The 26847-nt window shown below is 56.9% G+C and carries 22 protein-coding genes; 12 read left to right on the top strand and 10 right to left on the bottom strand.

Translation table 11 applies throughout. From position 1 onward, the window contains the following. Nucleotides 1-2 precede the first annotated feature (2 nt). The 7 genes from ACR0CR_RS01530 to pyrH all read right to left on the bottom strand — a co-directional run bounded on the left by ACR0CR_RS01530 (nt 3) and on the right by pyrH (nt 8259). Entirely contained in the window at nt 3-1118 is a 1116-nt protein-coding gene (locus tag ACR0CR_RS01530; RefSeq protein ID WP_480596088.1) for an NUDIX domain-containing protein, read from the bottom strand. A gap of 30 nt (nt 1119-1148) precedes the next feature. Beyond that, nucleotides 1149-1589 carry a TrgA family protein gene (locus ACR0CR_RS01535; protein ID WP_480596089.1) on the bottom strand — a complete coding sequence of 147 codons (441 nt, stop codon included), beginning with the start codon at nt 1587-1589 and terminating at the stop codon, nt 1149-1151. Between the two features lie 16 nt (nt 1590-1605). Next, nucleotides 1606-2814: a class I SAM-dependent methyltransferase gene (locus tag ACR0CR_RS01540; RefSeq protein WP_480596091.1), complete on the bottom strand. Its 1209-nt coding sequence runs from the start codon at nt 2812-2814 to the stop codon at nt 1606-1608. 69 nt (nt 2815-2883) lie between these two features. Beyond that, the gene (locus ACR0CR_RS01545) at nt 2884-4308 is read right to left on the bottom strand and encodes a cryptochrome/photolyase family protein (protein WP_480596092.1); all 1425 of its coding nucleotides are present in this window, start codon (nt 4306-4308) and stop codon (nt 2884-2886) included. A gap of 48 nt (nt 4309-4356) precedes the next feature. Then, entirely contained in the window at nt 4357-5583 is a 1227-nt protein-coding gene (locus tag ACR0CR_RS01550) for an aminotransferase class V-fold PLP-dependent enzyme (protein WP_480596093.1), read from the bottom strand. A gap of 120 nt (nt 5584-5703) precedes the next feature. Beyond that, complete coding sequence (locus ACR0CR_RS01555) at nt 5704-7290, bottom strand: BCCT family transporter (RefSeq protein ID WP_480596095.1); 1587 nt, start codon at nt 7288-7290, stop codon at nt 5704-5706. A gap of 216 nt (nt 7291-7506) precedes the next feature. Beyond that, nucleotides 7507-8259, bottom strand: coding sequence for a UMP kinase (gene pyrH / locus ACR0CR_RS01560; protein ID WP_480596097.1), 753 nt, complete (start codon nt 8257-8259; stop codon nt 7507-7509). Between the two features lie 97 nt (nt 8260-8356). On the opposite strand from pyrH, the gene miaA reads away from it, so the two are divergent. The 5 genes from miaA (at nt 8357) to ACR0CR_RS01585 (ending at nt 16112) form a co-directional block, all read left to right on the top strand. Continuing rightward, nucleotides 8357-9253 carry a tRNA (adenosine(37)-N6)-dimethylallyltransferase MiaA gene (miaA, locus tag ACR0CR_RS01565; RefSeq protein WP_480596099.1) on the top strand — a complete coding sequence of 299 codons (897 nt, stop codon included), beginning with the start codon at nt 8357-8359 and terminating at the stop codon, nt 9251-9253. Between the two features lie 348 nt (nt 9254-9601). Next, a complete protein-coding gene (locus ACR0CR_RS01570) occupies nt 9602-11272 on the top strand; it encodes an ABC transporter substrate-binding protein (RefSeq protein ID WP_480596101.1) in 1671 nt (556 codons plus the stop codon). A 134-nt stretch (nt 11273-11406) separates the two neighbouring features. Then, entirely contained in the window at nt 11407-12453 is a 1047-nt protein-coding gene (locus tag ACR0CR_RS01575; RefSeq protein ID WP_480596103.1) for an ABC transporter permease, read from the top strand. A 13-nt stretch (nt 12454-12466) separates the two neighbouring features. Next, nucleotides 12467-13930 (top strand): ABC transporter permease, encoded by a 1464-nt coding sequence (locus ACR0CR_RS01580; protein WP_480596104.1) that lies wholly within the window; start codon nt 12467-12469, stop codon nt 13928-13930. A gap of 94 nt (nt 13931-14024) precedes the next feature. Further along, the gene (locus tag ACR0CR_RS01585) at nt 14025-16112 is read left to right on the top strand and encodes a dipeptide ABC transporter ATP-binding protein (RefSeq protein ID WP_480596106.1); all 2088 of its coding nucleotides are present in this window, start codon (nt 14025-14027) and stop codon (nt 16110-16112) included. Nucleotides 16113-16160: 48 nt separating this feature from the next. Here the strand turns inward: ACR0CR_RS01585 and ACR0CR_RS01590 are convergent, their stop codons facing one another. Further along, entirely contained in the window at nt 16161-16739 is a 579-nt protein-coding gene (locus ACR0CR_RS01590; RefSeq protein ID WP_480596109.1) for a lytic transglycosylase domain-containing protein, read from the bottom strand. Nucleotides 16740-16947: 208 nt separating this feature from the next. Between ACR0CR_RS01590 and ssb the strand changes: the two genes are divergently transcribed. Both ssb and ACR0CR_RS01600 read left to right on the top strand, forming a co-directional pair. Then, a complete protein-coding gene (gene ssb, locus ACR0CR_RS01595; RefSeq protein WP_170652947.1) occupies nt 16948-17433 on the top strand; it encodes a single-stranded DNA-binding protein in 486 nt (161 codons plus the stop codon). A gap of 18 nt (nt 17434-17451) precedes the next feature. Beyond that, nucleotides 17452-18522 (top strand): site-2 protease family protein, encoded by a 1071-nt coding sequence (locus ACR0CR_RS01600; protein ID WP_480596111.1) that lies wholly within the window; start codon nt 17452-17454, stop codon nt 18520-18522. A 7-nt stretch (nt 18523-18529) separates the two neighbouring features. Here the strand turns inward: ACR0CR_RS01600 and aroB are convergent, their stop codons facing one another. After that, complete coding sequence (aroB, locus tag ACR0CR_RS01605; RefSeq protein WP_480596113.1) at nt 18530-19642, bottom strand: 3-dehydroquinate synthase; 1113 nt, start codon at nt 19640-19642, stop codon at nt 18530-18532. Next, the gene (locus ACR0CR_RS01610; RefSeq protein WP_480596114.1) at nt 19643-20230 is read right to left on the bottom strand and encodes a shikimate kinase; all 588 of its coding nucleotides are present in this window, start codon (nt 20228-20230) and stop codon (nt 19643-19645) included. It lies immediately after the preceding gene. Nucleotides 20231-20309: 79 nt separating this feature from the next. Here ACR0CR_RS01610 and ACR0CR_RS01615 point away from each other — a divergent pair, with 79 nt between their 5' ends. The 5 genes from ACR0CR_RS01615 (at nt 20310) to ACR0CR_RS01635 (ending at nt 26821) form a co-directional block, all read left to right on the top strand. Beyond that, on the top strand, nt 20310-20459 hold the full coding sequence (locus tag ACR0CR_RS01615) for a hypothetical protein (RefSeq protein WP_480596116.1): 150 nt from the start codon (nt 20310-20312) through the stop codon (nt 20457-20459). Beyond that, nucleotides 20449-21972, top strand: coding sequence for a hypothetical protein (locus ACR0CR_RS01620; protein WP_480596118.1), 1524 nt, complete (start codon nt 20449-20451; stop codon nt 21970-21972). The genes ACR0CR_RS01615 and ACR0CR_RS01620 overlap by 11 nt, the downstream gene beginning before the upstream one ends. A 2-nt stretch (nt 21973-21974) precedes the next feature. Further along, nucleotides 21975-22931, top strand: a complete 957-nt coding sequence (locus ACR0CR_RS01625) for a site-specific tyrosine recombinase XerD (RefSeq protein ID WP_480596120.1) — start codon at nt 21975-21977, stop codon at nt 22929-22931. Nucleotides 22932-22994: 63 nt separating this feature from the next. Further along, entirely contained in the window at nt 22995-24302 is a 1308-nt protein-coding gene (locus ACR0CR_RS01630) for an HlyC/CorC family transporter (protein WP_480596122.1), read from the top strand. 101 nt (nt 24303-24403) lie between these two features. Further along, nucleotides 24404-26821, top strand: coding sequence for a GcvT family protein (locus tag ACR0CR_RS01635; protein WP_480596124.1), 2418 nt, complete (start codon nt 24404-24406; stop codon nt 26819-26821). Nucleotides 26822-26847 lie beyond the last annotated feature (26 nt).

Raw genomic sequence — 26847 nt, forward strand, 5'->3', positions numbered from 1 at the left:
AATCACGCGCGCAAACGATTCCTGTTCCGGGCCAGCCAATTGGCCAGCATCAGCAGTGGCATATCCTTGAATTTCCCATCGTCAACCATCTGCAGAAACGCGTCGAACGGGAAAATTTTTGTCCGGATATCTTCGCCCTCGGCAGCGACACCACCTTCATCCGTTGTGTGAAGTAAGTTTCCTAACCCAACATAAAGATGTATAAATTCCGTGGACGACCCACTTGACGTATACGCTCCACCAGCGCGTTCCAACCGGTCCAATCGCATGTGCGCTTCTTCCAAAGTTTCACGATGTGCAGCCTGTTCCGACGTCTCCAGCGGATCAATGATGCCTGCGACGGGTTCCCACATCCAGGGTTCCGGATCATCAGCCAAATAAACAGGGGTCCGGAATTGTTCGACCAAAAGCACAGTGTCTCGCACTGGATCATAAGGCAGTACGATAACCGCCTCGCCCAGCATGAGGCTGCCTCGGCTCAACACCGGCCCCATCGACCCGTCGAATTGGCGATGCTGGACCTGAACAGTCTCAAAGCCGAAGAAATCGACATAGGCACGCGTACGGGAGAGCAGCTTGACGTCGTCCTCGGCTTCGCGCGCATCGACCTGCCCCCGCTTTTTGGCCTCCATTCTGGCCCAGGCGCGCCACCGAATTGCAGGAAAGCTGCGCGCGATCCAGCTGGCATCGAAAGTGCCGAAGTATCCCATGACCTCTTCCGCTGCCAACACCGTCAACTCGCCCCAAGTGTTCACCCAATCGGAAAAAGACCAAAGTCCGTTCCCCGTACACACACCGTTCGCGGGACAAGCCACCAATGCGTCATGTCGCATGCCGTCAAGCGTAACCACGGACTGCTTTGTCAATTCATGGCCCAATCCGCTCTGGTAATATGTCAGCCTTTCAAGGTCGCGATCGGTCAAACCTTGCACCAGAATGCCTTCGGCGACCGCGCCGGGTTCGGCCGCGATTGACGGAAAAGGCTGATCCTGATCGCCATAGACTGCGTGTTCAGGAAGGCCAGCGCGAAGCACGCCAATATCTTCCGTGCCGCGACCCAGCACAAGTTCCAACAAAGGCACATGGCGCAGGGTGCCGTAGAAGAACAGGTCAGACAATTTTAAAGGCCTCATGCCAGGGGCGTCTGGTTATCTCCAGCGCCGCGCCGCGATTTCTGTCAGAAGGCCAGCGACCAGAGCGCCGATTGCAAACGTCCAGAGGATTTCAGACACGATCAGTTGCTCACCAAACTCTAACCCGATCTGAAATATCGCCAGCAACGCTTCAAACGGACCACCAAAACGGTGCCGCATGGCCTGCTGGAACATTTCGTATGTGCCTTGAACAAACAGGCCCCAAAAGATCAGTGCAGCCATGCCAGTCAAGCCGTTGTTAATGCCTGAAATCCAGCCATGTCCGGCCCGCTTGCCCATGATGAACCAGCCACAAACGAAACCGATGAGCATGTTCACATAGGTGAAGTAGCCATAGTTTTTGCCTTCTTCCCCGTTGTTGATGATCATGGTCGAGACCAGAAACGCCACGACCAGCAGACACACTGCAGCAACAAGTCTTGAAGCGGTAGGCATTCGAAATTTCCGTTCTTTAACTGGGTTTGGCTATAGTGATCTGTGTCACATCGCAATTGCCGGTGTCAAAGGCTGCGCCACATGCGGTCAAATAATAATTCCACATGCGGCGAAAACGCTCATCAAAGCCCAGTTCCGCCACTTGGTCCCATTTGTCGTTGAAGGATTCGTACCATCGCCGCAATGTCTGGTCATAGCTTTTACCGAACTCCTTGGACTGCACGACCTTCAGTCCAGCCCCAGCAATCTGTTCTTCGAGAACGGATGGTGCGGGTAGCATGCCGCCAGGGAAGATGTATTTCTGGATGAAATCCACACCGTTCTTGTAGACGTCCCAGCGGTGATCGGCGACGGTGATGATCTGCAGCGTCGCCTGCGCCCCCGGTTTCAGCCGGTCGCGTACTGTCTGGAAATACACCGGCCAGTATTTTTGTCCGACCGCTTCGAACATCTCAATTGACGCGATGCCATCATACTGGCCCTGTTCATCCCGATAGTCCTGAAGTTTGAGCGTCACTTTGTCAGAAAGTCCCGCCTTTTGAACGCGTTCTTGCGCGAACTTCAATTGCTCCTGACTGATGGTCAGACCTGTGACATGCAGCCCACGCTCTTTCGCGGCGTATTCCGCGAATCCACCCCAGCCACAGCCGATTTCAAGGATGTGGTCACCGGGCTTTGCCCCCATTTCGTCGATCATGCTCGCATATTTCGCGGTCTGAGCCTTTTCCAGGCTTTCCTGCCCAGTTTCAAAAATGGCGCTCGAATAGGTCATCGTGTCGTCCAGCCACAACCCGTAGAACTCATTGCCAAGATCGTAGTGGTACGAGATGTTTTTCTTGGCCTGAGATTTGTTGTTGCGGTTCAGCCAAAACCTAAGCCTCTCGTAGGCGCGGACCAGAATACGGCCTGTGAAGTCATCATAAACCGTCTCGGTTCCCATATGGACAAGGTCCATGAAGGCGCGAAGGTCTGGCGTACTCCATTCTCCTTCCAGATAGGCGTCCGAAAAGCCAAGTTCACCTTCGCGGATCAATCGGGCAAACACATCATCCGAGTGAATATCGACATGCGCGATTGGTCCGGGTTTGGAGGCCTCGGCACGAAAAACGCGACCATCCGGCAAGGCAATGTCCAAACGTCCCGAACCCATCCGGTTCAGCATTTTGAAGACTTGTACAAAGTATCTGGGCAGTTCTTTCTGTCCATCCGTGCTTGTCAAAAACATCCGCGCTCCCCTCTGCGGTTGCGGGTCAAGGCTAGGACGGGATTCGGTTTGTGGCAAGTTTTCAATTCCTTACTGGTTTTTTGACTGCTTATAGAGGCTCAGCGCGCGTGTGCGACCCTCGGCCAAACCAACGATCGGGTCTGGGTAGGTATCGTCCGGACGAAGGCCCCAGGACAAGGGTATCGCTTGGAAGTAGGACAGCGCGGTCTCGGTCGGCGCTGATTGCCCCTCGGCGATCCAACGGTGCAGGTATTCAGACTGCGGATCGAATTTCTGTCGCTGAGTTTCCGGGTTGAATATGCGAAAGAAAGGGGCTGCGTCCGGTCCTGATCCCGCCACCCATTGCCACCCCATCGCGTTGGCCGCCGGATCCCAGTCGATCAGACAATCGGCAAACCAATCCATGCCGATCTTCCAATGGACTTGCAGATGTTTGGTCAAATAGCTTGCCACAATCATGCGCGCGCGATTATGCATCCGACCTGTCACATACATCTGCCGAAGTCCCGCATCGACAACAGGAATGCCTGTTCGAGCCCGGCACCACGCATTTACATGAGGCGCGTCCGGGTCCATTCGCCAGGGGAAGTTATTCCATTCAGGCTTCCAATTGTCGGTCATCAGATGCGGCCAGTGGTACATCAGATGATAGGCAAACTCGCGCCAAACCAGTTGGCGCAGAAAGGGCTCGGTTCCCGACACACCCATCTGAGCGGCATTTCGCACCCTGTGCCATACGGTCCGAGGGCTGATCTCACCCAGCGACAGATACTCAGACAAGTTTGACGTTCCGTCTTCGCTGAGGTTGTCCCTTTTGTCGGAGTATTGGCTGATGCGGTCCAGAAAACGATCCAGTTGGTCAAAGGCGGATGCTTCACCCGGTTGAACGTGGGGGCAGAGTACGTTTGCGCCTCGACGCATGGCCGCGGAAAGTTGCCAATCCTGAAGTGCATCTGACGCTGGCCACTGTGATGGTACTGACAAACGATCGGGTCTTGGGTCGGGAGTTGCAACATCGCGCCCCTGCACGGCCCGCCACATCGGCGTGAACACACGAAACGGCTGCCCGGCCTTGGTCGCGACGGTCCAGGGCTCGAACAAAAGATGGCCTGCGAAGGATTTGGCCTCGACCCCTTGGGCTATGAGTTCAGATTTGATCTGTGTGTCACGCTGAATGGCTGCTGGGTCGTAGGCACGTGACCAAAAGACAGACTTGGCACCGGTTTCAGCTACCAGCGCTTTCAGAACGTCCAGCCCCGGCCCGCGTCGCAGGACCAGGCGGCTGCCGATGGCCGAGAGGGTTTCAGAAAATGCCTCAAGGCCCAGCCCCAAACGCCATTTTGGCGCTGCGCCCAGGGTCTCGACGAGATCATCCAGAATAAACACCGGCACAATTGGCCGCCCGGATTGAACGGCTGCGGTAAGCGCTGGGTGGTCGGTCAGCCGCAGATCGCGCCTGAACCAAAGAATGATCGCTGATTGGTCGTCTTGCATGACTGGCCTGTGTCTTTTTAACGGATACGCTAACGCGCGAAATCCGGATCACAAAACGCGGTCAAGGGCTTCCAAAAGCTGATCAATTTCCTGTTTCGTCGTGTAATGCGTAAAGCTCAGCCGCAAAACGCCGTTCTCAGGATCAATGCCCATCGCCTGAAGGGGACGCGCGGCATAGAAATCGCCCCCGCCCGCCATGACGCCGTACAGCGCAAGTTCGGCCGCTACGGGTTCGGCGGCACGGCCCAGCGAAAGGGCAACGGTGGGCGCGCGACGTTCCGCCTCGGCCGGGCCCAGAAGACGCACCGCGTTTCGGTCTTTGACGGCATCCAGCAAGGGCTGCAGCAGCGCCACCTCTTGGCTGCGCATCAGATCGTGAACAAAGGCTCCACGCTTGGTCGCGCCGGTTTCAGGTCCACCGTGATGATCGTTCAGAAGATCAAAATAGTCTGCAATACCTGCGCAAGCGGCAACCTGCGCGTGATCCGGTCCTGCCGGAGTGAAGCGTTTGTAAAGGACATCGCCGTTGAAATGGTGGGCCTGATTGGGCAGCAACTCTCCAAGCGCGCGGCGAATGACCATGCATCCCTGATGCGGGCCGTAAGTCTTGTAGGCTGAAAACAAATAGATATCAGGCCCGAGATTGCCGACATTCGGAAGCCCATGCGGCGCGTACGAGACACCGTCGACACAAACAAAGGCACCTGCCGCATGGGCAATCGCTGTAATCTCGGTCACCGGATTGATCCCACCTACCACGTTGGAACAATGGGGGAAGCAGACCAACCGAACACGTTCGTCCAAAAGGTGTTCAAGATCATTCGGATCAAGCGATCCGCTGTCAGGTGAGATCCGCCATTCGCGAATCTCGATCCCATCCTCGGCCAAACGACGCCAGGGCCCCGAGTTCGCCTCGTGGTCCTGATCGGTAACCACGATGGCGTCTCCAGGTTTCATCCATTGCCGAAATGCCTGCGCAAGAACATAGGTGTTCTGGGTGGTCGAAGGGCCAAAGCTCAGCTCATCCCGGTCAACACCCAACAACGCCGCAAGGCGGATTTGCGCCTCATCCATTTCCTGGCCACCCAACTGGCTGGCCTCGTAAGGGGCGTATGGCTGCACTTTGCGCTGAGTGTAAAACCGGGACAGCCTGTCTATGACAGGCTGACACATGTACGATCCACCGGCGTTTTCAAAGAAGGCCTGCCCTTTCAGGCTGGGTTCTGAAAAGGCCGGAAACTGGGCGCGTGCAAACTCTGTGTCCAAACTACTCATTTTGGGGCCTCCGGTGTCGTCCTGGCGGCCAATAAGCCGTGACACCGGCGTTCCGTCAACGAAAAAGGCCCCGGCAATGCACCGGAGCCCTTTGTAGTTTCAGGGTTTTCTTGACCGGTATCAGCGGCGGCGTCGCTCGTTTGCAAGACCAATGAACAAGGAAACACACATCAAAACCAGAACGATCGCAAACGGGAAACCAGTTGCGATGGCCGCAGCCTGAAGTGCGCCAAGCCCGCCGCCCAGCAGTAGGACAATGGCGATCGCGCCTTCCAGAATGCACCAGAACACGCGCTGTGCAGTTGGTGCGTTGGTTTTGCCGCCCGCGGTAATCGTGTCGATCACCAACGAGCCGGAATCCGAGCTGGTCACAAAGAACACGACGACCAGAATGATGCCAACAAAAGACAGCAGCGACGTCATCGGGAACTGTTCGAACATGGTGAACATCTTCAGCTCTAGCGCCGCGTCCGACAGGGCCTGACCGGAACCGGACAGAACCTGATCCAGAGCAGCGCCGCCAAAGACAGCCATCCACAGCGCACCAACAACGGTAGGGATCAAGATCACGCACGTCACGAACTCGCGAATGGTGCGACCACGCGAAATACGCGCGATGAACATACCAACGAAAGGCGACCAGGAAATCCACCAGGCCCAGTAGAAAGTGGTCCAGCCTTGCATGAAGTTGACATCCTCACGACCGACCCAATTCGACAGTGCGGGCAGTGCAACGACGTATTCAATCAAGCTGTCAAAAAACCCGGTCAGAATGGCAACGGTCGGCCCAAGGATCAGAACCAGGAACAGCAGGATTGCCGCCAGGATCATGTTCGCCTCGGACAAACGTTTTACCCCTTTGTCCAGACCAGCAACAACCGAGACCAAAGCAAATGCCGTGATCAAGGCGATCAGAAGAACCTTCATCCCGTCAGTCACTGGCACTCCGAACAGATAGTTCAAACCAGCCAGAGCTTGCGTCGCACCCAGACCCAGCGATGTTGCAAGACCAAAAATGGTCGCGAACACCGCCAACACGTCGATGACGTGGCCCAGCGGACCCCATGTTGCTTCACCGAAGATCGGGTAGAACACCGACCGCATGGTCAGCGGCAAGCCTCTGTTAAAGCTAAAGAAAGCCAGCGCCAGAGCGACAACCGCGTAAACCGCCCAAGGATGCATCCCCCAGTGGAAGATGGTTGCAGCCATGGCCAGCTTTTTGGACGCCTCAGGGTCCTCCAACCCCGCGCCCAGCGGTGCCCAATCGGTGCGGACTCCGTCTTCGCCAACAGCGATGCCGCCAACCGACGAACCATAGTGCGAAATAGGCTCGGCAACGCCCCAGAACACCAGGCCAATGCCCATGCCAGCGGCAAACAGCATGGCAAACCAACCGGCATAAGAATAGTCGGGCTTTGCTTCATCTCCGCCCAAGCGGATCGAACCATAGGGCGTGATGATCAGCATCAGCGAAAACACGACAAAAATGTTCGCTGCGATCATGAACACCCAGTCAAAATTGCTGGTCAGTGCCGGACGAAGCCAACCGAAAAACTCCGATGCCTGCTCGCGGAAAACCAGCGAGAAAAACACGAAGGCAACAATGGTTAGGCCGGAAACAGCAAAGACCGGATTGTGGACATCCAGACCAAATATCTGAACGTTGTCCTGACCGACCTCATAGTCGGTATCCGTATTGTCGGACATCTCTCTTCCTCTCTATTTTCGTACCGCAGTCTTCCGTTAAGGAAGGTTGAACCGGCACGACCGTTGAGACCGTCCTAGAACAAAAAACGACATTTCCCGGGTTATTGTTCGAGATGCAAAACTACAAAAAACAAGAGAGACGCTCTGGTTCCCCGATATCGCCGGCCAGAATAAAGGCCGGTTTTGCGTTGGTATGGCCGCGCAATCCGAAGCGCTTCAGCCTTGAACCTTGGTATAAGTCCCTTCACCCGCAAGGATTCCCCGGAACCCGCCGGGTTCGTCCAAGCCGAAAACGATAAGGGGCAAGTTGTTGTCGCGGGCCAGCGCAATGGCCGAGGCATCCATCACGCGCAGACGTTTGGTCAGAACGTCATCATAGGTGACGGTATCGTAACGCACCGCGTCCGCGTTGGTTTTGGGGTCCTTGTCATAGACACCGTCTACACCGTTCTTTCCCATGAAAATCGCTTCGCACGCCATTTCGTTGGCGCGCAGGGTGGCAGCCGTGTCCGTTGTAAAATACGGGTTGCCGGTTCCGGCGGCAAAGATGCAGACCCGCTTTTTCTCAAGGTGGCGCACGGCGCGGCGGCGAATATAGGGCTCGCAGACTTCGTCCATCCGAATGGCCGAAATGACACGCGTGAAAACGCCGACTTCTTCCAGCGCCGACTGCATTCCCAACGCGTTCATGACTGTCGCGAGCATCCCCATATAGTCTGCGGTCGTCCGCTCCATCCCTTGGGCCGACCCAGACAGCCCGCGGAAAATATTGCCGCCGCCGATAACCATGCAGATTTCCACGCCCAGATCATGAACCGATTTGACCTCTTGCGCGATGCGCTGAACGGTTGGCGGGTGCAAACCGAATCCCTGATCCCCCATCAGCGCCTCGCCCGAAATCTTCAACATCACGCGGTTATACGCGGTTTTTGGGGTCTCTTTGGCTTCGGGATCAGGGGAAAGGCTCATGTTGCGCTCCGGGCTGGCACGGGGTTATTTTCCTGCGCAAAGTGAAGCAAAACCACTGCAGGTTCAATGCGGATCATGAGAATTGGGAAGAATCGAAATGGACGATGGCGCGGCAAGCAGGTTTTGGGATCGCCTTCCTCCCATTCCCGATGACAAGCCGGTTTTGATCGCGGGTCCGACTGCGTCGGGAAAGTCGGCGCTTGCGCTGCTGATCGCGGAACGGTGCGGAGGCGTGATAGTCAACGCGGATGCCAGTCAGGTTTATGACTGCTGGCGCGTGATTTCTGCCCGGCCTTCGCCCGCAGACGAAGCGCGGGCGCCGCATCTGCTGTACGGGCATCTGACCTATGACCAAACTTATTCGGCGGGACATTGGCTGCGCGAGGTCACCCCGATGCTAAACAGCAGCCAGCGCCCGATCATCGTCGGCGGCACCGGGCTTTACTTTACTGCGCTGACCGAAGGCATGGCCGAGATACCGTCCACACCGCCACAGGTTCGGATGCAGGCGGACCAGATGTCACTAGAAAACCTGATGACCGAAGTCGCAGCGCGAACGCTGCAGAACCTGGACACCCGGAACCGGGCCAGAGTGCAGCGAGCCTGGGAGGTCCAGCAAGCAACAGGTCGCCCTCTGCATGAATGGCAAGCCGACACCCCTCCCCCGGTTCTGCCGCTTGAGAATTCTGTTCCGATTGTATTCGATGCTGGCAAAGAGTGGCTGCAATCCCGTATCGCCAAGCGGTTCGACCAGATGCTCGATCAAGGCGCGCTGGAAGAAGTCGGCGCGATGCGGGACCTGTACGACCCGGCGCTTCCCGCCTTCAAGGCTATCGGCGTGCCCGAACTTATGGCCCATCTCGACGGGCGCATGATGCTAGAGGAAGCCCGAGAAAGGGCAACGATTGCGACCCGGCAATTCGCCAAGCGCCAACGGACTTGGTTCCGGGCAAGAATGAAGGCGTGGCATCATGTCGATGCCGCGACGGTTTGACGGTTTGACCCTTTTTTCTGAGGACCTGACTTTATGGACTGATGTTATTTATCAATAACTTGAAGTCTCCACACCAAAGTTCGGTAGCGCATTTCAAATTCCTTTGGCCTCGCCCCAAACTGGCGTTTCACATTGAAACCTGACACCCTGCACTTTCCCATGAGATGTCGTTTTTGTACCATCAATGACGATTTCGAACATTGACGTTGGCAATTTTCTGGTGCGGAATGAACGCATGGGGGATGTTTACAACTCAAAAAAGAAGCCCTTGGCCCTATCAGCCAACAAGATCCGGCCTCGGTAGCGCAAAGCTCAATCAACAAAAATTCGTGTCACAGGGAGACATCTATGGAAAACCAGACAACCACCGGCAAGCTGACGCATTGGGCGGCAGAAATGCATGCCCAGGAGTATCGAGACGGCAAGCTGAGCCGCCGAGAATTCCTGACGCGCACAACCGGTCTTGGAGTCACAGCCGCCGCCGCCTATGGGATGATCGGTTTGACCGCACCCGCACATGCAGAAGGGGAAGACGCCAAGAAAGAGGGCGGCACCTTGCGCGTGCAACAGGAAGTTCGCGCGTTGAAGGACCCGCGCACCTATGATTGGTCGCAGATCGCGAACGTCACCCGTGGTACGCTGGAATATCTGGTCGAGTACAACTCGGACGGGACATTCCGCGGCATGCTTTTGGAAGGCTGGGAGGTCAATGACGACGCGACCGTCTACACGCTGAAAGTACGCCCCGGCGTGAAATGGAACAACGGTGACGACTTCACCGCCGATGACGTGGCCCGCAACATCGCACGTTGGTGCGACAAAAGCTCGGAAACCAACTCGATGGCCGGTCGTTTTGCGACGCTGATCGACGCGGATTCGGGTCAGGCGATTGACGGCGCAATCGAGGTGGTCGATGCAAATACGGTCAAGCTGAACCTGCCGAACTCGGACATCTCGCTGATCGCGGGCATGGCTGACTATCCGGCGGCCATTGTTCACAGCTCGTTCAGCGAAACTGACCTGCTGAACAACGTCGGCACCGGCCCCTATCTGATTGACAGCCTCGAAGTCGGTGTGAAGGCCACTCTGGTGCGCAACGAAAACCACACATGGTGGGGTGAGGAAGTCTTTGGTCGTCCGGCGTTGGATAGCATCGTCTATATTGACTATGGCACCGACCCGTCCGCGTGGCTGGCTGCGTTGGAATCCGACGAAGTCGACATGCTGTATGAATCTGTTGGTGAGTTCATCGACGTGATGGACAGCCTGGGCTATGTGAAGTCCGAAGTTGTCACGATGAATACAATCGTGATCCGTCCCAACCAGTTGGCCGAAATCGACGGCAAGCGCGTTTACGAAGACAAACGCGTGCGCCAAGCGCTGCAAATGGCGGTCGACAACTCGGTCTGCCTGGAACTGGGTTACGGCGGACGTGGCTCGCCTGCCGAGAACCACCATGTTGGCCCGATCCATCCGGATTACTTCGAACTGCCGCCCCAGAAAGTCGATCCCGAAGGCGCGCGCAAGCTCATGGAAGAGGCCGGTATGGCCGACTATGAGCACGAGCTGATCTCGATCGACGATGACTGGCGGCGGAATACCACCGATGCGGTGGCCGCGCAGTTGCGCGACGCGGGGATCAAGGTCAAGCGGACTGTTCTGCCAGGCAACACGTTCTGGAACGACTGGGCGAAGTATCCTTACAGCTCGACCAACTGGAACCACCGCCCGCTTGGGGTGCAAATCTGGGCTTTGGCCTATCGCACCGGTGAGGCATGGAACGAATTTGGCTGGTCCAACGCCGAATTCGACGCGCTGCTGACCGAAGCCTTGGCAATTGCGGACGCTGACAAACGTCGTGAGGTCGTGGCCAAAGGCGAAAAGATGATCCAGGACGAAGGCGTGACCATTCAGCCTTACTGGCGCTCGCTGTATCGCCACATGAAGGACGGTCTTGTCGGCACGGACATGCATGTGTCGTTCGAGCATCATCACTACAAGTGGGGTTGGGCAGCCTAAACCCGACCTGAACTTCATAGGGGGCGCCCAACACGGGCGCCCCTTTCCAGCCGCAGACCTGCCGACTTGATCGGATGTCCGAAGCCAGAAAATGGTCCACTGATCTGCGGAACACCCGAACAACAGGGGCCAACATGGGACTATTCATCCTCCGACGGTTTGGCGTCATGCTGCTGACAGCGCTGTGCCTGACTTTCGTGGTCTTCTTTCTGACCAACCTTTACCCAAACCTCGAAAAGCTCGCCAAAACGCAGGGCAACCAGCGTATGTCGGATGAGCAGGTCGAAAACTGGCTCGAAAATCGGGGCTACCTGCAACCAACGCTCGTGAAGTATGGGCAATGGCTTGGCGTCATGCCCGGACACACCAAAACGCTTGAGGATGGCACGTTTCTGGGCACTTGCACCCGCCCGGGATCGACCGAGGAGACAACGCCAAGATATTGCGGTGTCCTGCAAGGCGATTGGGGATATTCCACCGTTTTCAAGGATGAGGTCGGAACAATCGTTGGCAAGCGTCTCGGGAACACCGGGTATCTGATGTTCTGGGTGCTGGTGCTGATGGTTCCCTCTGCGTTGATCGTCGGTGTCCTTGCGGGGATGAGAGAAGGCTCGGCGCTGGACCGGTCTCTTTCGACTTTTTCGATTATTACGACGGCCACACCTGAATATGTGTCCGGCGTGATTTTCATTGCCATTTTTACGTCTTCGACGGTTGGTCTGAAATGGTTCAAGGGCACCGCGACGCAAGCGATGGAAAACCCGACGTTCGAGAACTTCTTTCTGCCGGTTCTGACCATTGCACTATATGGGATGGGCTATATCGCCCGTATGACCCGCGCCTCAATGACTGAGGTGATGACGGCGCAGTATATCAGAACCGCGCGACTGAAGGGCGTGTCATTCCCGAATATCGTGATGAAACATGCACTGCGCAATGCGCTGATCGCCCCTTTCACCGTCATCATGCTGCAGTTCCCATGGCTGCTGAATGGCGTCGTGATTGTCGAGACTTTGTTCAACTACAAAGGCTTTGGCTGGGCGCTGGTGCAAGCGGCGGGCAACAATGACATCCAGCTGCTGCTGGCGATTTCGGTCGTGTCGGTCTTCGTTGTGCTGGTGACGCAGCTGATCTCGGATATCGGCTATGTCTACCTCAACCCGCGCATCCGCATTTCTTAAGGGAGGATAGAACATGGAACCCCTAAGCTGGACCGGCTCTATCGCCTTTCTGAACCCGCTTTTGATGATCGCCCTGGGCGTGATGGTCTTGTCCATTGTGGCCTGGATTCTCGCCAGCATTGTACTGCCCGAGGCTCAGGTCACTGTGAACCCCGACGGCACGCTCAGCTCTGGCTCGGGCTTACGCAATTTGATCCAGACGGCGCTGACCTACAGTTTTCTCGCTTCTGTCGGCCTTGCGGCTGCCTATATCGTTCTGGGTATCCTTATGGGAACGGGTGCGGGTATTGTCGGCGCAATCTCGCAACAGTTTCTGCCCGTATGGCTGTCGCTGATCATCCTTTATGCCATGTCCATCGCCTTCAAACGCCGCTTGGGCCTATACGGCAAACTGTTTGACAGCCCCATCGGCATGATTGGTTTTGGGTTAGTGATGTTTTGGGTCTTTACCGGGATTTTCGGAGCCCTCGACCTCATCGTGACGCATGACCCGCTTGTGCAGGTCTCGGGCATGAAGAACAAAGTGCCGGGGACACCATTGCCCAACATCGAGGACGGCGAATATGCTTGGTATCTTCTGGGAGGAGACAACTTGGCGCGCGACGTCTTTAGCCGGATGGTCAAAGGCGCGTGGATCGTGGTTCAAATCGCCCCACTGGCGACCCTGTTTGCCTTCATGGTCGGGATCACGCTGGGCTTGCCCGCCGGGTATTACGGAGGGCGGCTGGATACTTTCCTGTCCTTCCTTGCGAACCTGATCCTGGCTTTCCCGGTCATTCTGCTGTTTTACCTTTTGGTCACGCCCGAGATCGTGGCGACGGGGGTTCCGAACTATATGGCTGCGGTCCTGTTCATCTTCCCGATCCTGTTTATCGGGGTTTTGTTGAACTCGCGGTACTACACCCGGCCAAACTTTCGAACTCCACTGCTGATCGGGGTTTTGGGTGTCGCGATCTGGCTCTACTTGTCGCTGATCTCAACCGGGGGATATGTCATCAACACAGATGACTATCGCATCTGGGGGCTGCCGACTTATCTGGACCTGTTCGACATTCCGGGCGGTATCCTTGTGGTGTTTGTGTCGGTCGTCTTCGTGAACTCACCCACTGTTTTTCGCATCGTCCGCGGGCTGGCTCTGGACATCAAGACACGGGACTATGTGGCCGCGGCCCAGACCCGTGGCGAAGGTCCTTGGTACATCATGCTGTGGGAAATCCTGCCCAATGCGCGTGGCCCGCTGATCGTCGATTTCTGTCTGCGGATCGGCTACACCACGATCCTTTTGGGTACCTTGGGTTTCTTCGGTCTGGGACTGCCACCAGAAAGCCCGGATTGGGGTTCTACGATCAACGAAGGGCGCAAGCTGCTGTCGATCTATCTGCACCCTGCCCTGCCTCCCGCGCTGGCCCTGCTGTCACTGGTTCTTGGACTGAACTTGTTGGCCGACGGTCTGCGCGAGGAAAGCCTGAAGGATTGATGTGAGAGAGGCCGGGGGGCCAGCCCCCCGGACCCCCCGGGATATTTTTAGCCAGATGAAGGGGATCCCCGCGATCTGGTGAGGAGCAAGCAAGATGAACAAACTGGCGGATTATGACGGGCCTATTCTTGAGATCGACAAGCTGTCGATTTCGTTTTTTACCAGACTGAGGGAAATCCCCGCCGTGATGGATTTTTCTGTCAGCGTGCAACCGGGCGAGGCCGTCGGGCTGGTCGGAGAATCGGGGTGCGGGAAATCCACAGTGGCGTTGGGCGTTATGCAAGACCTTGGAAAAAACGGTCGCGTCGTCGGTGGTACAATCAAATTCAAGGGCCGAGATTTGGCCGAAATGTCGACCGAGGAATTGCGTGACATTCGCGGCAACGAGATCGCGATGATCTATCAGGAGCCGATGGCATCGCTGAACCCAGCCATGAAAATCGGCAAGCAGCTGATGGAAGTGCCAATGATCCATGAGGGCGTGAACCAGGAAGAGGCCTATGCCCGCGCTCTGGAAGTGGTGACGGATGTTCGTTTGCCTGATCCGGAACGGATGCTGAATTCTTTCCCGCATCAGTTGTCGGGTGGCCAGCAGCAACGCATTGTCATTGCCATGGCGCTTATGTCCAAGCCCTCGCTTTTGATTTTGGACGAGCCGACCACTGCGTTAGACGTGACCGTCGAAGCGGCCGTGGTCGAACTGGTCAAGGACCTGGGCAAGAAATACGGCACGTCGATGCTGTTTATTTCACACAACCTTGGGCTGGTCCTTGAAACCTGCGACAGGCTCTGCGTGATGTATTCGGGTGAAGCGGTTGAGCGTGGGTCGATCCACGATGTGTTTGACGAGATGCAGCACCCTTATACGCAGGCGTTGTTCCGCTCGATCCCTTTGCCGGGGGCGGACAAGAACTCGCGTCCTTTGGTCGCGATACCGGGGAACTTTCCCCTGCCCCATGAACGCCCTCCGGGATGCAACTTTGGCCCGCGCTGCGACTACTTTGAGGAGGGGCGTTGCGATGCGCAGGATATTCTGATGCAGGCGGTGCCGGGCAATGACCGGCATCACACGCGGTGTCTGAAATTCCAGGAAATTGACTGGAACGCGCCAATCACCGTAGGTGAGCAGAAGGAAAAGGGCGAGATTGGTCGCACTGTTCTGAAAATGGACAACCTCAAGAAATACTATGAGGTTGCAGCAAACGCGCTGTTCGGTGGCGGTGAGAAGAAAGTCGTTAAAGCCAATGAGACGCTGAGTTTCGAAGCGCACGAATCCGAAACTCTGGCCATTGTGGGCGAGTCCGGATGCGGCAAGTCGACTTTTGCCAAGGTGCTAATGGGTCTTGAAACCGCCACTGATGGGCAAATCTTGCTCGACAATCGCAACATCGAAGATGTGCCAATCGAAGAACGCGATGCCAAAACGGTTGGCGAGGTTCAAATGGTATTCCAGAACCCGTTTGACACACTGAACCCGTCGATGACCGTTGGTCGCCAGATAATTCGCGCGCTAGAGATTTTCGGCGTCGGGAATTCCGAAGCCGAGCGCAAGCAGCGCATGCTGGAGTTGTTGGACCTGGTCAAACTGCCCCGCGCCTTCGCTGAACGGATGCCGCGCCAACTGTCCGGTGGACAGAAACAACGTGTCGGTATCGCGCGGGCCTTTGCGGGTGACGCGCGTATTGTCGTGGCGGATGAGCCCGTTTCGGCACTGGATGTGTCCGTTCAGGCGGCAGTGACCGATCTGTTGATGGAAATCCAGCGCGAGCAGAAAACCACCCTACTGTTCATTAGCCACGATCTATCGATTGTCCGGTACCTTAGCGACCGCGTTATGGTGATGTATCTTGGTCATGTGGTCGAGCTGGGCACGACCGATCAGGTCTTTAGCCCGCCTTATCACCCTTATACCGAAGCCTTGCTGAGCGCGGTTCCAATCGCGGACACCTCGATCGAAAAGCAACATATCGTTTTGGAAGGTGACATCCCCTCGGCTATGAACCCTCCGCCGGGCTGCCCGTTCCAGACGCGGTGCCGTTGGAAATCTCAGGTTCCGGATGGTCGGTGTGAATCGCATGTTCCACCGGTTCAGACATTGGCAGATGGCCATCAGGTCAAGTGCCACTTGGCCGAAGACGTGATGGCCAGGATGGAGCCAGTCATAAAAATTGCGGCCGAGTAACAGAGGTTAAGCAAAGGTTGGAAGCCTTCCGGCCTTTGCCACAACCGCCTATCCGCCCCAGATCACTTTCACGTAGTTCTGGGTTTCTGCGTAGGGTGGGATTCCGCCGTATTTTTCAACCGCTTTTGGGCCCGCATTGTAGGCAGCAAGCGCCAGGCGCCATGATTTGAACTTGCGATATTGCCAGGACAAATAGCGCGCACCACCTTCAAGGTTCTGCAGCGGATCGTGCGGATTAACACCCAAACTCTTGGCCGTTTGCGGCATCAACTGCGCCAATCCCAACGCACCCTTGTGAGATTTCGCGTGTGGATTCCAACCACTTTCTTGCTGAACCAGACGCAAGAATAACTCTTCGGGCACACTGTGTTTCCGAGCGGCACGGCGCGCATGGTCCAGAAATTGCCCGCGATAGTTTCCGGTGTAGCGCTTGGAGAATGTCCCGTGTTTTGTTTTGGGCTTCAGCCGTTCTGAATCGCGATACTGGTTTGCGGCGCGACCATCCAGAACTTTGGATTGCTTTAGGAAAATTGCCTTGCGGTTTTTCGTCGACAACGTCTCGGCCTGCGCCGCAATGGACACCAGACACAGACATGCGACCGACAAACCACCAACCAGAAAACGCATAAAAGCCTATCCTGCACGCTCAACAACCAGACTGATTATAGATATCCCAGCATGAAATGAAAGCTTGGTAAACGCGAGGCTAAATTTTTCCCTGGCATCGTTGCCCAATCAACCGTGTTTTAACCAAGACGCAGGCCGTATAGGGTCAGCAGCAGAACACAAGCGCCAGATTCGGGCGCGATCCAGTCAGACAAGAACGAGGACATACATGGCGGGTTCAGTAAACAAGGTCATTCTGGTCGGAAATCTGGGTGCGGACCCCGAGGTTCGATCGTTTCAGAACGGCGGCAAAGTGTGCAACCTGCGCCTTGCCACGTCGGAAACGTGGAAGGATCGCAATACCGGTGAACGGCGTGACCGGACACAATGGCACTCGGTTGCCATTTTCTCAGAACCTCTGGCCCGCATTGCTGAACAGTACCTGCGCAAAGGCAGCAAGGTCTATATCGAAGGTCAGTTGGAAACACGCAAATGGCAGGACCAATCGGGCCAGGACAGGTACACGACCGAAGTTGTTTTGCGACCCTATCGCGGCGAGTTAACCTTGCTGGATAGCCGGGGCGACAGCGGCGGGCAATCCGGTGGATACGGTGGAGGTCAGGCTGGCGGCGGCTATGGCGACCCCTATGGTGGTCAGTCCAGCGCGCCCGCTCCGGCCTCAGGCGGAATCGACGACGACGAGATTCCGTTCTAAACGAAACGGAGACATGACATGGCATGGTCCTTCTCGCTCGGCCGATTGCTCGGCTCGGACCTGAGGGTCCATGTCACCTTTTTCCTCTTGCTGGCCTGGGTGGGGTTTGCGGCCTATACCAACGGCGGATGGCCTGCGGTAATCAGTAACATCCTGTTCGTTCTTGCCCTGTTTGCCTGTGTCGTCGCGCATGAATTCGGCCACGCGCTGATGGCGCGACGCTATAGAATTCGCACACCCGACATTACCCTTTTGCCAATCGGAGGCTTGGCGCGCCTCGAACGGATGCCCGAAAGACCTGCTCAGGAGATATGGGTGGCGCTCGCGGGTCCGGCTGTGAATATCGTCATCTGGGTCATTCTGATCGCTCTGGGGGCAAGGTTGCAGCCGGATACGCTGGCTCAAATAGACTCGCCACATTCGGACCTTCTGAGCCGGTTGGCATACGTCAACCTTCTGCTGGCCTTGTTCAACATGATCCCTGCCTTTCCGATGGACGGAGGCCGGGTATTCCGCGCAGTGCTTTGCCTTCGGATGGACCGGGTAAAGGCAACAAAGGTTGCGGCTATAGCAGGTCAGGTTGTCGCCGTCGGTCTGGGATTTTTCGGACTCACATACGGAAATCCGATCCTCGTTCTGATAGCGGTATTTGTCTTTTTCGCAGCCAACGCAGAAAATCAGGATGTGGCAATGCGCTCTGTTGCGCGGCGGGTGTTGGCGCGAGATGCGATGATTACCGAATTCCACACTTTGTCCCCGGACGATACACTTGCGACTGCCGCTCAGGCGGTCATTCAAACGACACAGCATGAATTTCCAGTCCTCGCCGAAGGCGGCGCCCTTTTGGGGTTTGTGACGCGCAACCGATTGCTCGCCGCCTTAGCCAGCGATCACCCCCGTTCAGAGCCTGTCACCTCGGTCATGGAAACAGGGATTCCACAGGTCACTTTAACCAGCGGATTAAACAAGGTTTTGAACGGCCTGCATCAGGGGGCACCGGCCATCGCGGTCTGCACCAAAAGCGGGCAGATGGTCGGGTACATTACCCGCGAAAATATCGGTGAATTGATGGTTATTCAGGGCCGTTGATGCCGGTTCAGCATACGGCCAAGGCATCCTCCAGCACCGACAGAACCGCGTCGCGTGGCACGTCAGAGGTGACGAACGCTTTGCCAATTCCATGGGCCAGAATGAACCGCAACTGACCGTCGATGACCTTTTTGTCCTGCGCCATGAGATCGACCAGCGCCTCTGCACCGGGAAGCTCTCCGGGAATGTCCGCCAAGTCGGTCTTCATCCCCATTGCGCGCAGATGCGCCCTTACACGGCTTGGATCCTCTTGTGAGCAGAGACCCAGTCGCGAAGACAGCTCGAAAGCCAGCGCGCAACCGATGGCCACGCCTTCGCCATGCAACAGGCGGTCGGAATAACCTGTCGCCGCCTCTAACGCGTGGCAGAATGTATGCCCAAGGTTCAACAGCGCGCGGTCGCCCTGCTCGGTCTCGTCTCGCGCCACGATATCGGCCTTCATTTGCACCGACCGGGTCACCGCCTGAACGCGGGCCGCCATATCGCCAGAGGACAGAAGCGGGCCATTGTCCTCAAGCCATTCAAAGAACGATGCGTCGCCCAGCAGGCCATATTTGACCACCTCGCCGTAACCGGCCAGGAAGTCACGTGCCGTCAAAGTCCCAAGGACCGAAGTGTCAGCGAGAACAAGAGATGGTTGGTGAAACGCACCGATCAAGTTCTTCCCCTGCGGCGCATTGATCCCGGTCTTGCCGCCAACGGAACTGTCGACCTGAGCCAGCAGCGAAGTGGGGATTTGCACAAACCGCACCCCGCGCCGCAGAACCGCTGCTGCAAATCCAGCCAGATCGCCGATCACGCCACCACCCAAGGCTACGACGACATCGCGGCGTTCAATTTTTTCGGCCAACAGCCATTCGACTGCGCGTTCAAAATGTGGCCAGCTTTTGGTTGCCTCTCCGGCAGGCAGAGCCAATGAGGTCATGGTGACACCCGCAGCAGACAACCCTTGCTCCAGCCCCTTTAGATGCAGGTCTGCGACCGTTTCGTCCGTCAAAACAGCGACCCGAGGGCGTGGCAGCAGCGGAGCTATCCGCGCGCCAGATTGCGCCAGCAGGTCTGGACCGATCTCAACATCATAAGACCGCTCGGCCAAATCGACATGTACTGTTTGATGCATCTATTTCTGTTCCAAAACATCCGGGCGCGTGAGCAACGCCTTTAGAACCCGGTCCACCATATCTTCGATCGCGGTTTCGCCATCAGATTCCGCAACCAGATCGGCTTGCTCATAAATGGGCAGCCTTTCCTCGTACAACCCACGCAAGGTCGCGTGCGGGTCAGCGGTCCGCAACAAGGGGCGCGTATCTTTGTGGCGGACCCGGTTCCAAAGCACGTCAAGATCCGCCCGCAACCACACCGAAACGCCCTTGGCCGAGATCATCCTGCGGTTCGCCTCGGTCAGAAACGCGCCACCGCCAGTCGACAAGATACCCTTTTCATCATCCAGTAACCGGTTGATAACCTGACTTTCTTTGGTCCTGAAAAAAGCCTCGCCATCACGAGCGAAAATCTCGGGGATGGACATGTTTGCCGCCGATTCGATCTCGGCATCACTGTCCAGAAACGGAACCCCAAGACGCGCGGCAAGCGCACGACCCACGGCTGTCTTACCTGCGCCCATCATCCCGACCATAACAACCGTTTTGTGCAGAATTAGCCGTGGCGCTGTGACCACAGGAGACTCGCTTTGCTTATTTTCGCTCATTTCATCGTGAATGACGTGATCTTAGAAAAAATGCCAGTTATAACTTGGACAAAAGCAAAAATTGAGGCAGCGTTCACCTATGGGTCGTCTGATCAAATTCCTGATATACCTCATCTGCCTGTGTTTTGTCGGGTTGGTGGGTTATGCCTATGTCGGACCTTTTTTCGGCGCGGACTTTTCGGCCACCCAGGACGAAATCCGCGAACCGGTTATTCTGAATGCGGATTAAAGCAGCCCTGCTGGCTGTATCGCTGGGCGCAACGCAGGTTCACGCGGAAGAACCATTGTCAGTCATTGACTGGCTGACCGATCCGCCAGAAAACCTGCCGGGCACAGTGTTGCTGGAACCTCCGGTCACGCAGACAGGGTTGCAACCGGACGTGCAGGTCTCGCCTCTGGAAACTTTGTCGCCTCCGCTGGGACTGGTGTCTTCGTCGGTCACCGGGCTTCCCGTAGATTTGTGGCAAAGCAGCGATGCGACGCGCCTGGCCGAACTGATTTCACGCGTTCCAGTCAGATCGAACCCCGCTATGCAGCGATTGTTGTTCACGCTGTTGCTGTCCGAGGCGCGGCCGCCCGCAAGCAATGCTGACAAAGACACGCTTCTGATGGCGCGGCTGGATCGACTGCTGCAGTTGGGTGCGGCCGACCCGGTACAATCGCTGGTTCAACTTGCCGGGCCGACTGACTCGCAAGACAGGTTTCAGCGCTGGTTCGACGCAACACTGTTGACTGGGGACGAAGATCGCAGCTGCTCGGCCCTGATTGCGCAACCACACTTGTCTCGGGATTACGCCGCGCAGATTTTCTGCAAGGCCCGTCGTGGAGACTGGACGTCGGCCGCCCTGACGCTTGAGGCCGCTCATGCGTTGCAGGTTTTGCCGGACGAGGAATTGGACCTGCTGGATCGCTTTCTCAGTCCTGAACTGTTTGAAGACGCAGCCTATCTGCCGCAGCCGGACCACCCCGATCCCCTCACCTTTCGCCTGTTCGAAGCAATTGGTGAGCGATTGCCGACGGCCTCGTTGCCGCGCGCTTTTGCCAACGCGGACCTACGGGATGTTGCGGGTTGGAAGGCCCAGGTCGAAGCGGCCGAACGCCTGACACGAATTGGCGCACTGACATCCAACCAGTTGCTTGGCCTTTACACCGACCGCAAACCAGCCGCCTCGGGCGCTGTCTGGGACCGAGTATCTGCCATTCAAGGTTTCGAAGCTGCATTGGACAGTGGCGATCCTGAACGTATCGCAGACGCTTTGATGACTGTATGGGCGCAGATGCAGGTCGTGGGCCTGGAAGTTCCGTTCGCCGAGTTGTTTGCGCCCCGACTTTCGTCTTTGCGGTTGCCTTCGACCAAAGCCGAAAACCTGCGGTGGCGGATTATGTTGTTATCCGAGCTCTATGAAGACGTGGCTCAGGATGTTCCGGTCGTCTCGGAGGCCAACACGTATTTGTCTGCACTGGCCATTGGCGACCCAAGTCGCGCGACCTCGCCTTCGCCTCTGGCTGATGCTGTGACCGAAGGGTTTGCCTGGTCGGCGCCCATTCCGGCGGACATCAACGCCTTGCTTGGCAACGGTCAATTGGGCGAAGCCATTCTGGAAGCCATGCAACTCTTTGCACACGGCGCGCGTGGCAATCTGGTGGATTTGACCGCAGCGATTGCAGTTCTACGCCGCGTGGGCCTTGAGGACACGGCGCGGCGGGCCTCGTTGCAACTTATTATCCTGAACGGGGCCTGAACATGACAGCGCCCGGCAATCAGGATCAATGGATTTCCACGTTTCTGGAGGCTCAGGCCGCAGAGCTCGGTGCTGCGACGAACACGTTGCTGGCCTATGGTCGCGACCTGAAGGACTTCGGAGATTGGCTGGAGCGCCGAAAGATCGACTTCGCCGGAACCGAACGGGATCAGATCGAAGGGTACCTGATCGATTGCGAACGCCATGGGCTATCCAGTTCAACCCGGGCGCGGCGGTTGTCCGCAATCAAACAACTCTATCGCTTTGCTTTTGAAGAAGGCTGGCGCGACACGAATCCGGCCATTCAAATCAAGGGACCTGGCCGCCCCAAACGCCTGCCCAAAACGCTGGACATGATGGAAGTGGACCGTCTGCTTGAGGCTGCGCGCACGACGGGTCGCTCGCCATCAGACAAAGTTCGCAATACTTGTTTGATGGAACTGCTCTATGCCACGGGCATGCGTGTAACCGAGCTGGTGTCTCTGCCGGTGTCATCTGCTCGGGGTGATCCTCGGATGTTGCTTGTGCTTGGTAAGGGCGGAAAAGAACGGATGGTCCCTCTGTCCCCTCCTGCGCGCGATGCGCTAAAGGAATGGTTGGACTGTCGCGACCAAGCCGAGGATGCGGTTGTTGCGAATGGCGGGCAGCGTTCTCGGTTCCTTTTTCCCTCACGCGGAAAATCAGGGCATCTGACGCGCCATAGTTTCTTCCTGCTGATTAAACAGTTGGCGCAAGAAGGTGGCGTTTCGCCCACAAAGGTCACACCGCACACCCTGCGCCACGCCTTCGCGACGCATCTGCTGGCCAATGGGGCAGACTTGCGTTCCATTCAGACACTTCTGGGTCACGCGGATGTCGCAACGACCGAGATTTATACCCATGTGCTGGATGAACGGTTGTCTGAACTGGTGCTGGAACACCACCCCCTGGCCAAAGATGAGGCCCCGGACAAGGGCTAACCCCTTGATTGCAGGGGGCGCCACCCCCATAACGGATGCACAACCACCAATATTCAAGGACCAATGGAACCCACATCTTCCCTGCTGGACAGCGCTTTCTGGATCACAACAGGCTCAATCCTCCTACTGCTTGTGTTGTCGGGGTTTTTCTCGGGGTCCGAGACGGCTTTGACAGCTTCGTCGCGGGGAAAGTTGCGCGCACAGGCTGACAAAGGCTCGCGCGGGGCGCAAAAAGCGCTGGATATCACCGACGATAACGAACGTCTTATCGGTTCGGTTCTTCTGGGCAACAATCTGGTCAACATCCTGGCCGCGTCTCTTGCGACAGCTCTGTTCACCCGCCTTTTCGGAGAAAGCGGCGTGGCCTTGGCGACGCTGGTGATGACCCTTCTGGTTCTGATCTTTGCCGAGGTTTTGCCCAAGACATACGCCATCACAAATGCAGAAAAGGCCGCGTCGGCCGTTGCGCCGGTGATCGGCATCGTTGTCACCGTTTTCTCACCTGTCGTTGCGGCCGTGCGGCTATTGGTTCGTGGTGTTCTGCGTGTGTTTGGCGTTCAAATCGACCCGGACAGCAACATTCTGGCCGTGCGCGAAGAAATCGCCGGTGCCCTGCAATTGGGCCATTCCGAAGGCGTGGTCGAAAAGGAAGACCGCGACCGCATCTTGGGCGCGCTCGACCTGGGCGACCGGGCGGTCGAAGAGATCATGCTGCACCGCTCGAATATCGAGATGATTGATGCAGAGGATGATCCCAGATCAATTCTGAAACAATGCCTTGAAAGCCCACATACGCGTCTGCCGGTCTACCGGGACGAGCCCGAGAACATCGTGGGTGTGGTTCATGCCAAGGATCTGTTCCGTGCAATGTATGCACAGGCTGGCGGCGCGGAGCGTGGCCCCGACCCTCTTAAGGATTTCGACATCTCAAAGGTGGCGAACGATCCTTATTTCGTGCCCGAAACGACGACGCTGGACGACCAGATGCGTGAGTTTCTTCGGATGCACAGCCACTTTGCATTGGTGGTCGACGAATATGGCTCACTCCGTGGCTTGATCACTCTGGAAGATATTCTTGAGGAAATCGTAGGTGAGATCGCAGATGAGTTCGACATCGACGAAGACGTTCCGGTTACCCGAACCGATGACGGCCAGTTCCTTGTCGAAGGCGCAATGACCATTCGCGACGCGAACCGCGCGCTCGACTGGCATCTGCCGGATGAAGAGGCAAATACCTTGGCCGGGCTGGTCATACACGAAGCGCAGATGATCCCGATTGTGGGTCAGGTCTTTTCGTTCCACGGCTTTCGGTTCGAGGTGACGGCCCGAGAAGGCAACCGGATCACCGCTCTGAAAGTGCGCCCTCTTTGACAGCCTAGCGTCGGGTTGGTGAAAACGACGAGCTACGTCGCATTTCAGACAGATACCCGTGATCGGGCGCTGCACGGTCAACGCAAGATCAGGAGGTAGCAATGAAAAGCACGTGTCAGGTGGCTGTTATCGGCGGTGGGGTTGTTGGCTGTTCGGTCCTGTACCATCTGACAAAACTGGGCTGGTCGGATGTCATGCTGCTTGAGCGTTCCGAACTGACCAGTGGTTCGACCTGGCACGCTGCGGGCGGGTTTCATACGCTCAATGGCGACACGAATATGGCCGCCCTACAAGGCTATACCATCAGGCTGTATAAAGAGCTTGAGGAGATCACGGGCATGTCTTGCGGTCTCCACCACGTGGGCGGGATCACTCTGGCCGACAATCAGGACCGGTTCGACATGCTGCTGGCCGAGCGAGCAAAGCACCGTTTCATGGGGCTTGAGACGGAAATCGTCGGACCGGAAGAAATCCGGAACATTGCTCCGATCACGAATACGGATGGCATCATCGGCGCGCTATACGATCCGCTGGATGGCCATCTGGACCCGTCCGGAACAACGCACGCCTATGCCAAGGCTGCCCGTATGGGCGGTGCTACGATCGAAACCCATTGCATGGTGCGCGAGACCAATCAGCGATCGGACGGCACTTGGGATGTGGTGACTGACAAGGGCACAATTCACGCCGAACATCTGGTCAATGCCGGGGGGCTTTGGGCGCGAGAAGTCGGGGCGATGGCGGGTGTCTATTTCCCATTGCACCCGATGGAGCATCAATACCTCGTCACCGACTCGATCCCCCAGATCGAAGCGATCATTGATGCGGGCGGAGAGCACCCTCATGTCATGGACCCCGCCGGAGAGAGCTATTTGCGGCAAGAAGGGCGTGGTCTGTGTATCGGTTTCTATGAACAGCCCTGCAAGCCTTGGGCGGTGGACGGCACGCCCTGGGATTTCGGGCATGAGCTGTTGCCGGATGATTACGACAAAATCACCGACAGCATAGAATTCGCCTATCGCCGCTTTCCGGTCCTGGCCGAAGCGGGCGTGAAATCGGTGATCCATGGGCCATTCACTTTTGCGCCAGACGGAAATCCTCTGGTCGGCCCCGTTCCGGGTATGCGCAACTATTGGTCAGCATGCGGCGTGATGGCTGGATTTAGTCAGGGTGGCGGCGTTGGATTGACCTTGGCGCAATGGATGATCGAAGGCGAGCCCGAGCGCGATGTCTTCGCCATGGATGTCGCCCGGTTCGGGGATTGGATAAGCCCCGGCTATACCCGCCCCAAGGTGATCGAGAACTACCAGAAACGGTTCAGCGTCGCCTATCCGAACGAAGAACTGCCAGCCGCGCGACCAAATCGAACAACGCCGATGTACGATATCTTCAGCGATCTGGGGGCCGTCTGGGGGCAACAATACGGGCTAGAAGTAGCCAACTACTTTGCGCAAGGCGATGAGCCCGGTTTTGAAACTCCGTCTTTCCGCCGCTCTGACGCCTTTGACGCGACCGGGCGCGAGGTCAGGGCTGTTCGCGACGGCGTTGGGATCAATGAGGTTCATAACTTCGGCAAGTACCGCGTAACCGGGCCACAGGCCCGCGCATGGCTGGATCGGATCATGGCGGGTCGTATCCCGCAGGCCGGTCGGGTCTCACTGACCCCAATGCTTTCGCCCAAGGGCAAACTGATCGGGGATTTCACGGTTTCATGTCTGTCTGAGGAGAAGTTTCAGCTGACTGCATCTTATGGCAGTCAGGCTTTCCATATGCGCTGGTTCCAGCAGCAACACGCAGACGGCGTGAGCGTTGAAAATATCAGCGACCGGCTCAACGGGTTTCAAATTGCAGGGCCTAAGGCATCCGCTGTCCTGGCGGCTTGCACGCACGAGAACGTCTCGGATCTGAAATTCCTAGATGTGCGGCGAATGACAATTGGCATGACGGACTGCACCGTCCAACGGGTCAGTTACACGGGTGATCTGGGCTATGAGATCTATTGCGATCCGATGGCACAACGGCAACTCTGGTGGACACTTTGGGACGCCGGTCAACCGCATGGCATCACACCTTTCGGCATGCGTGCCATGATGAGTCTGCGGCTGGACAAATTCTTTGGATCGTGGCTGCGAGAGTTTTCCCCGGACTACACCGCTGCCGAAACCGGGCTGGATCGTTTTATCGCGTTCTCCAAGAACACAGATTTTATCGGCAGGTCTGCCGCCGAGGCAGAACGATCTGAGGGCCCCGCGCGCAAGCTGGTCGCCTTCGAAGTGGACGCACTTGATGCGGACGTCAACGCCTATGAACCGATCTGGCTTGGGGGCGAGGTTGTTGGGTTCTGCACCTCGGGTGGGTATTCGCACTATGCGCGGAAATCTGTTGCGATTGGCTTTCTACCGACTGAGTGTGCGACCGATGGCCAGGAAGTCGAAATCGAAATCCTCGGTCATTTGCGAAAGGCGCGTGTAATCTCGACACCATTGTTCGATGCAGATGGCGCGCGCATGCGGGGGTGACACCGACCTGTACCACCGGCAAAGTG

The sequence above is a fragment of the Ruegeria sp. AM2 genome (genome assembly GCF_056540685.1).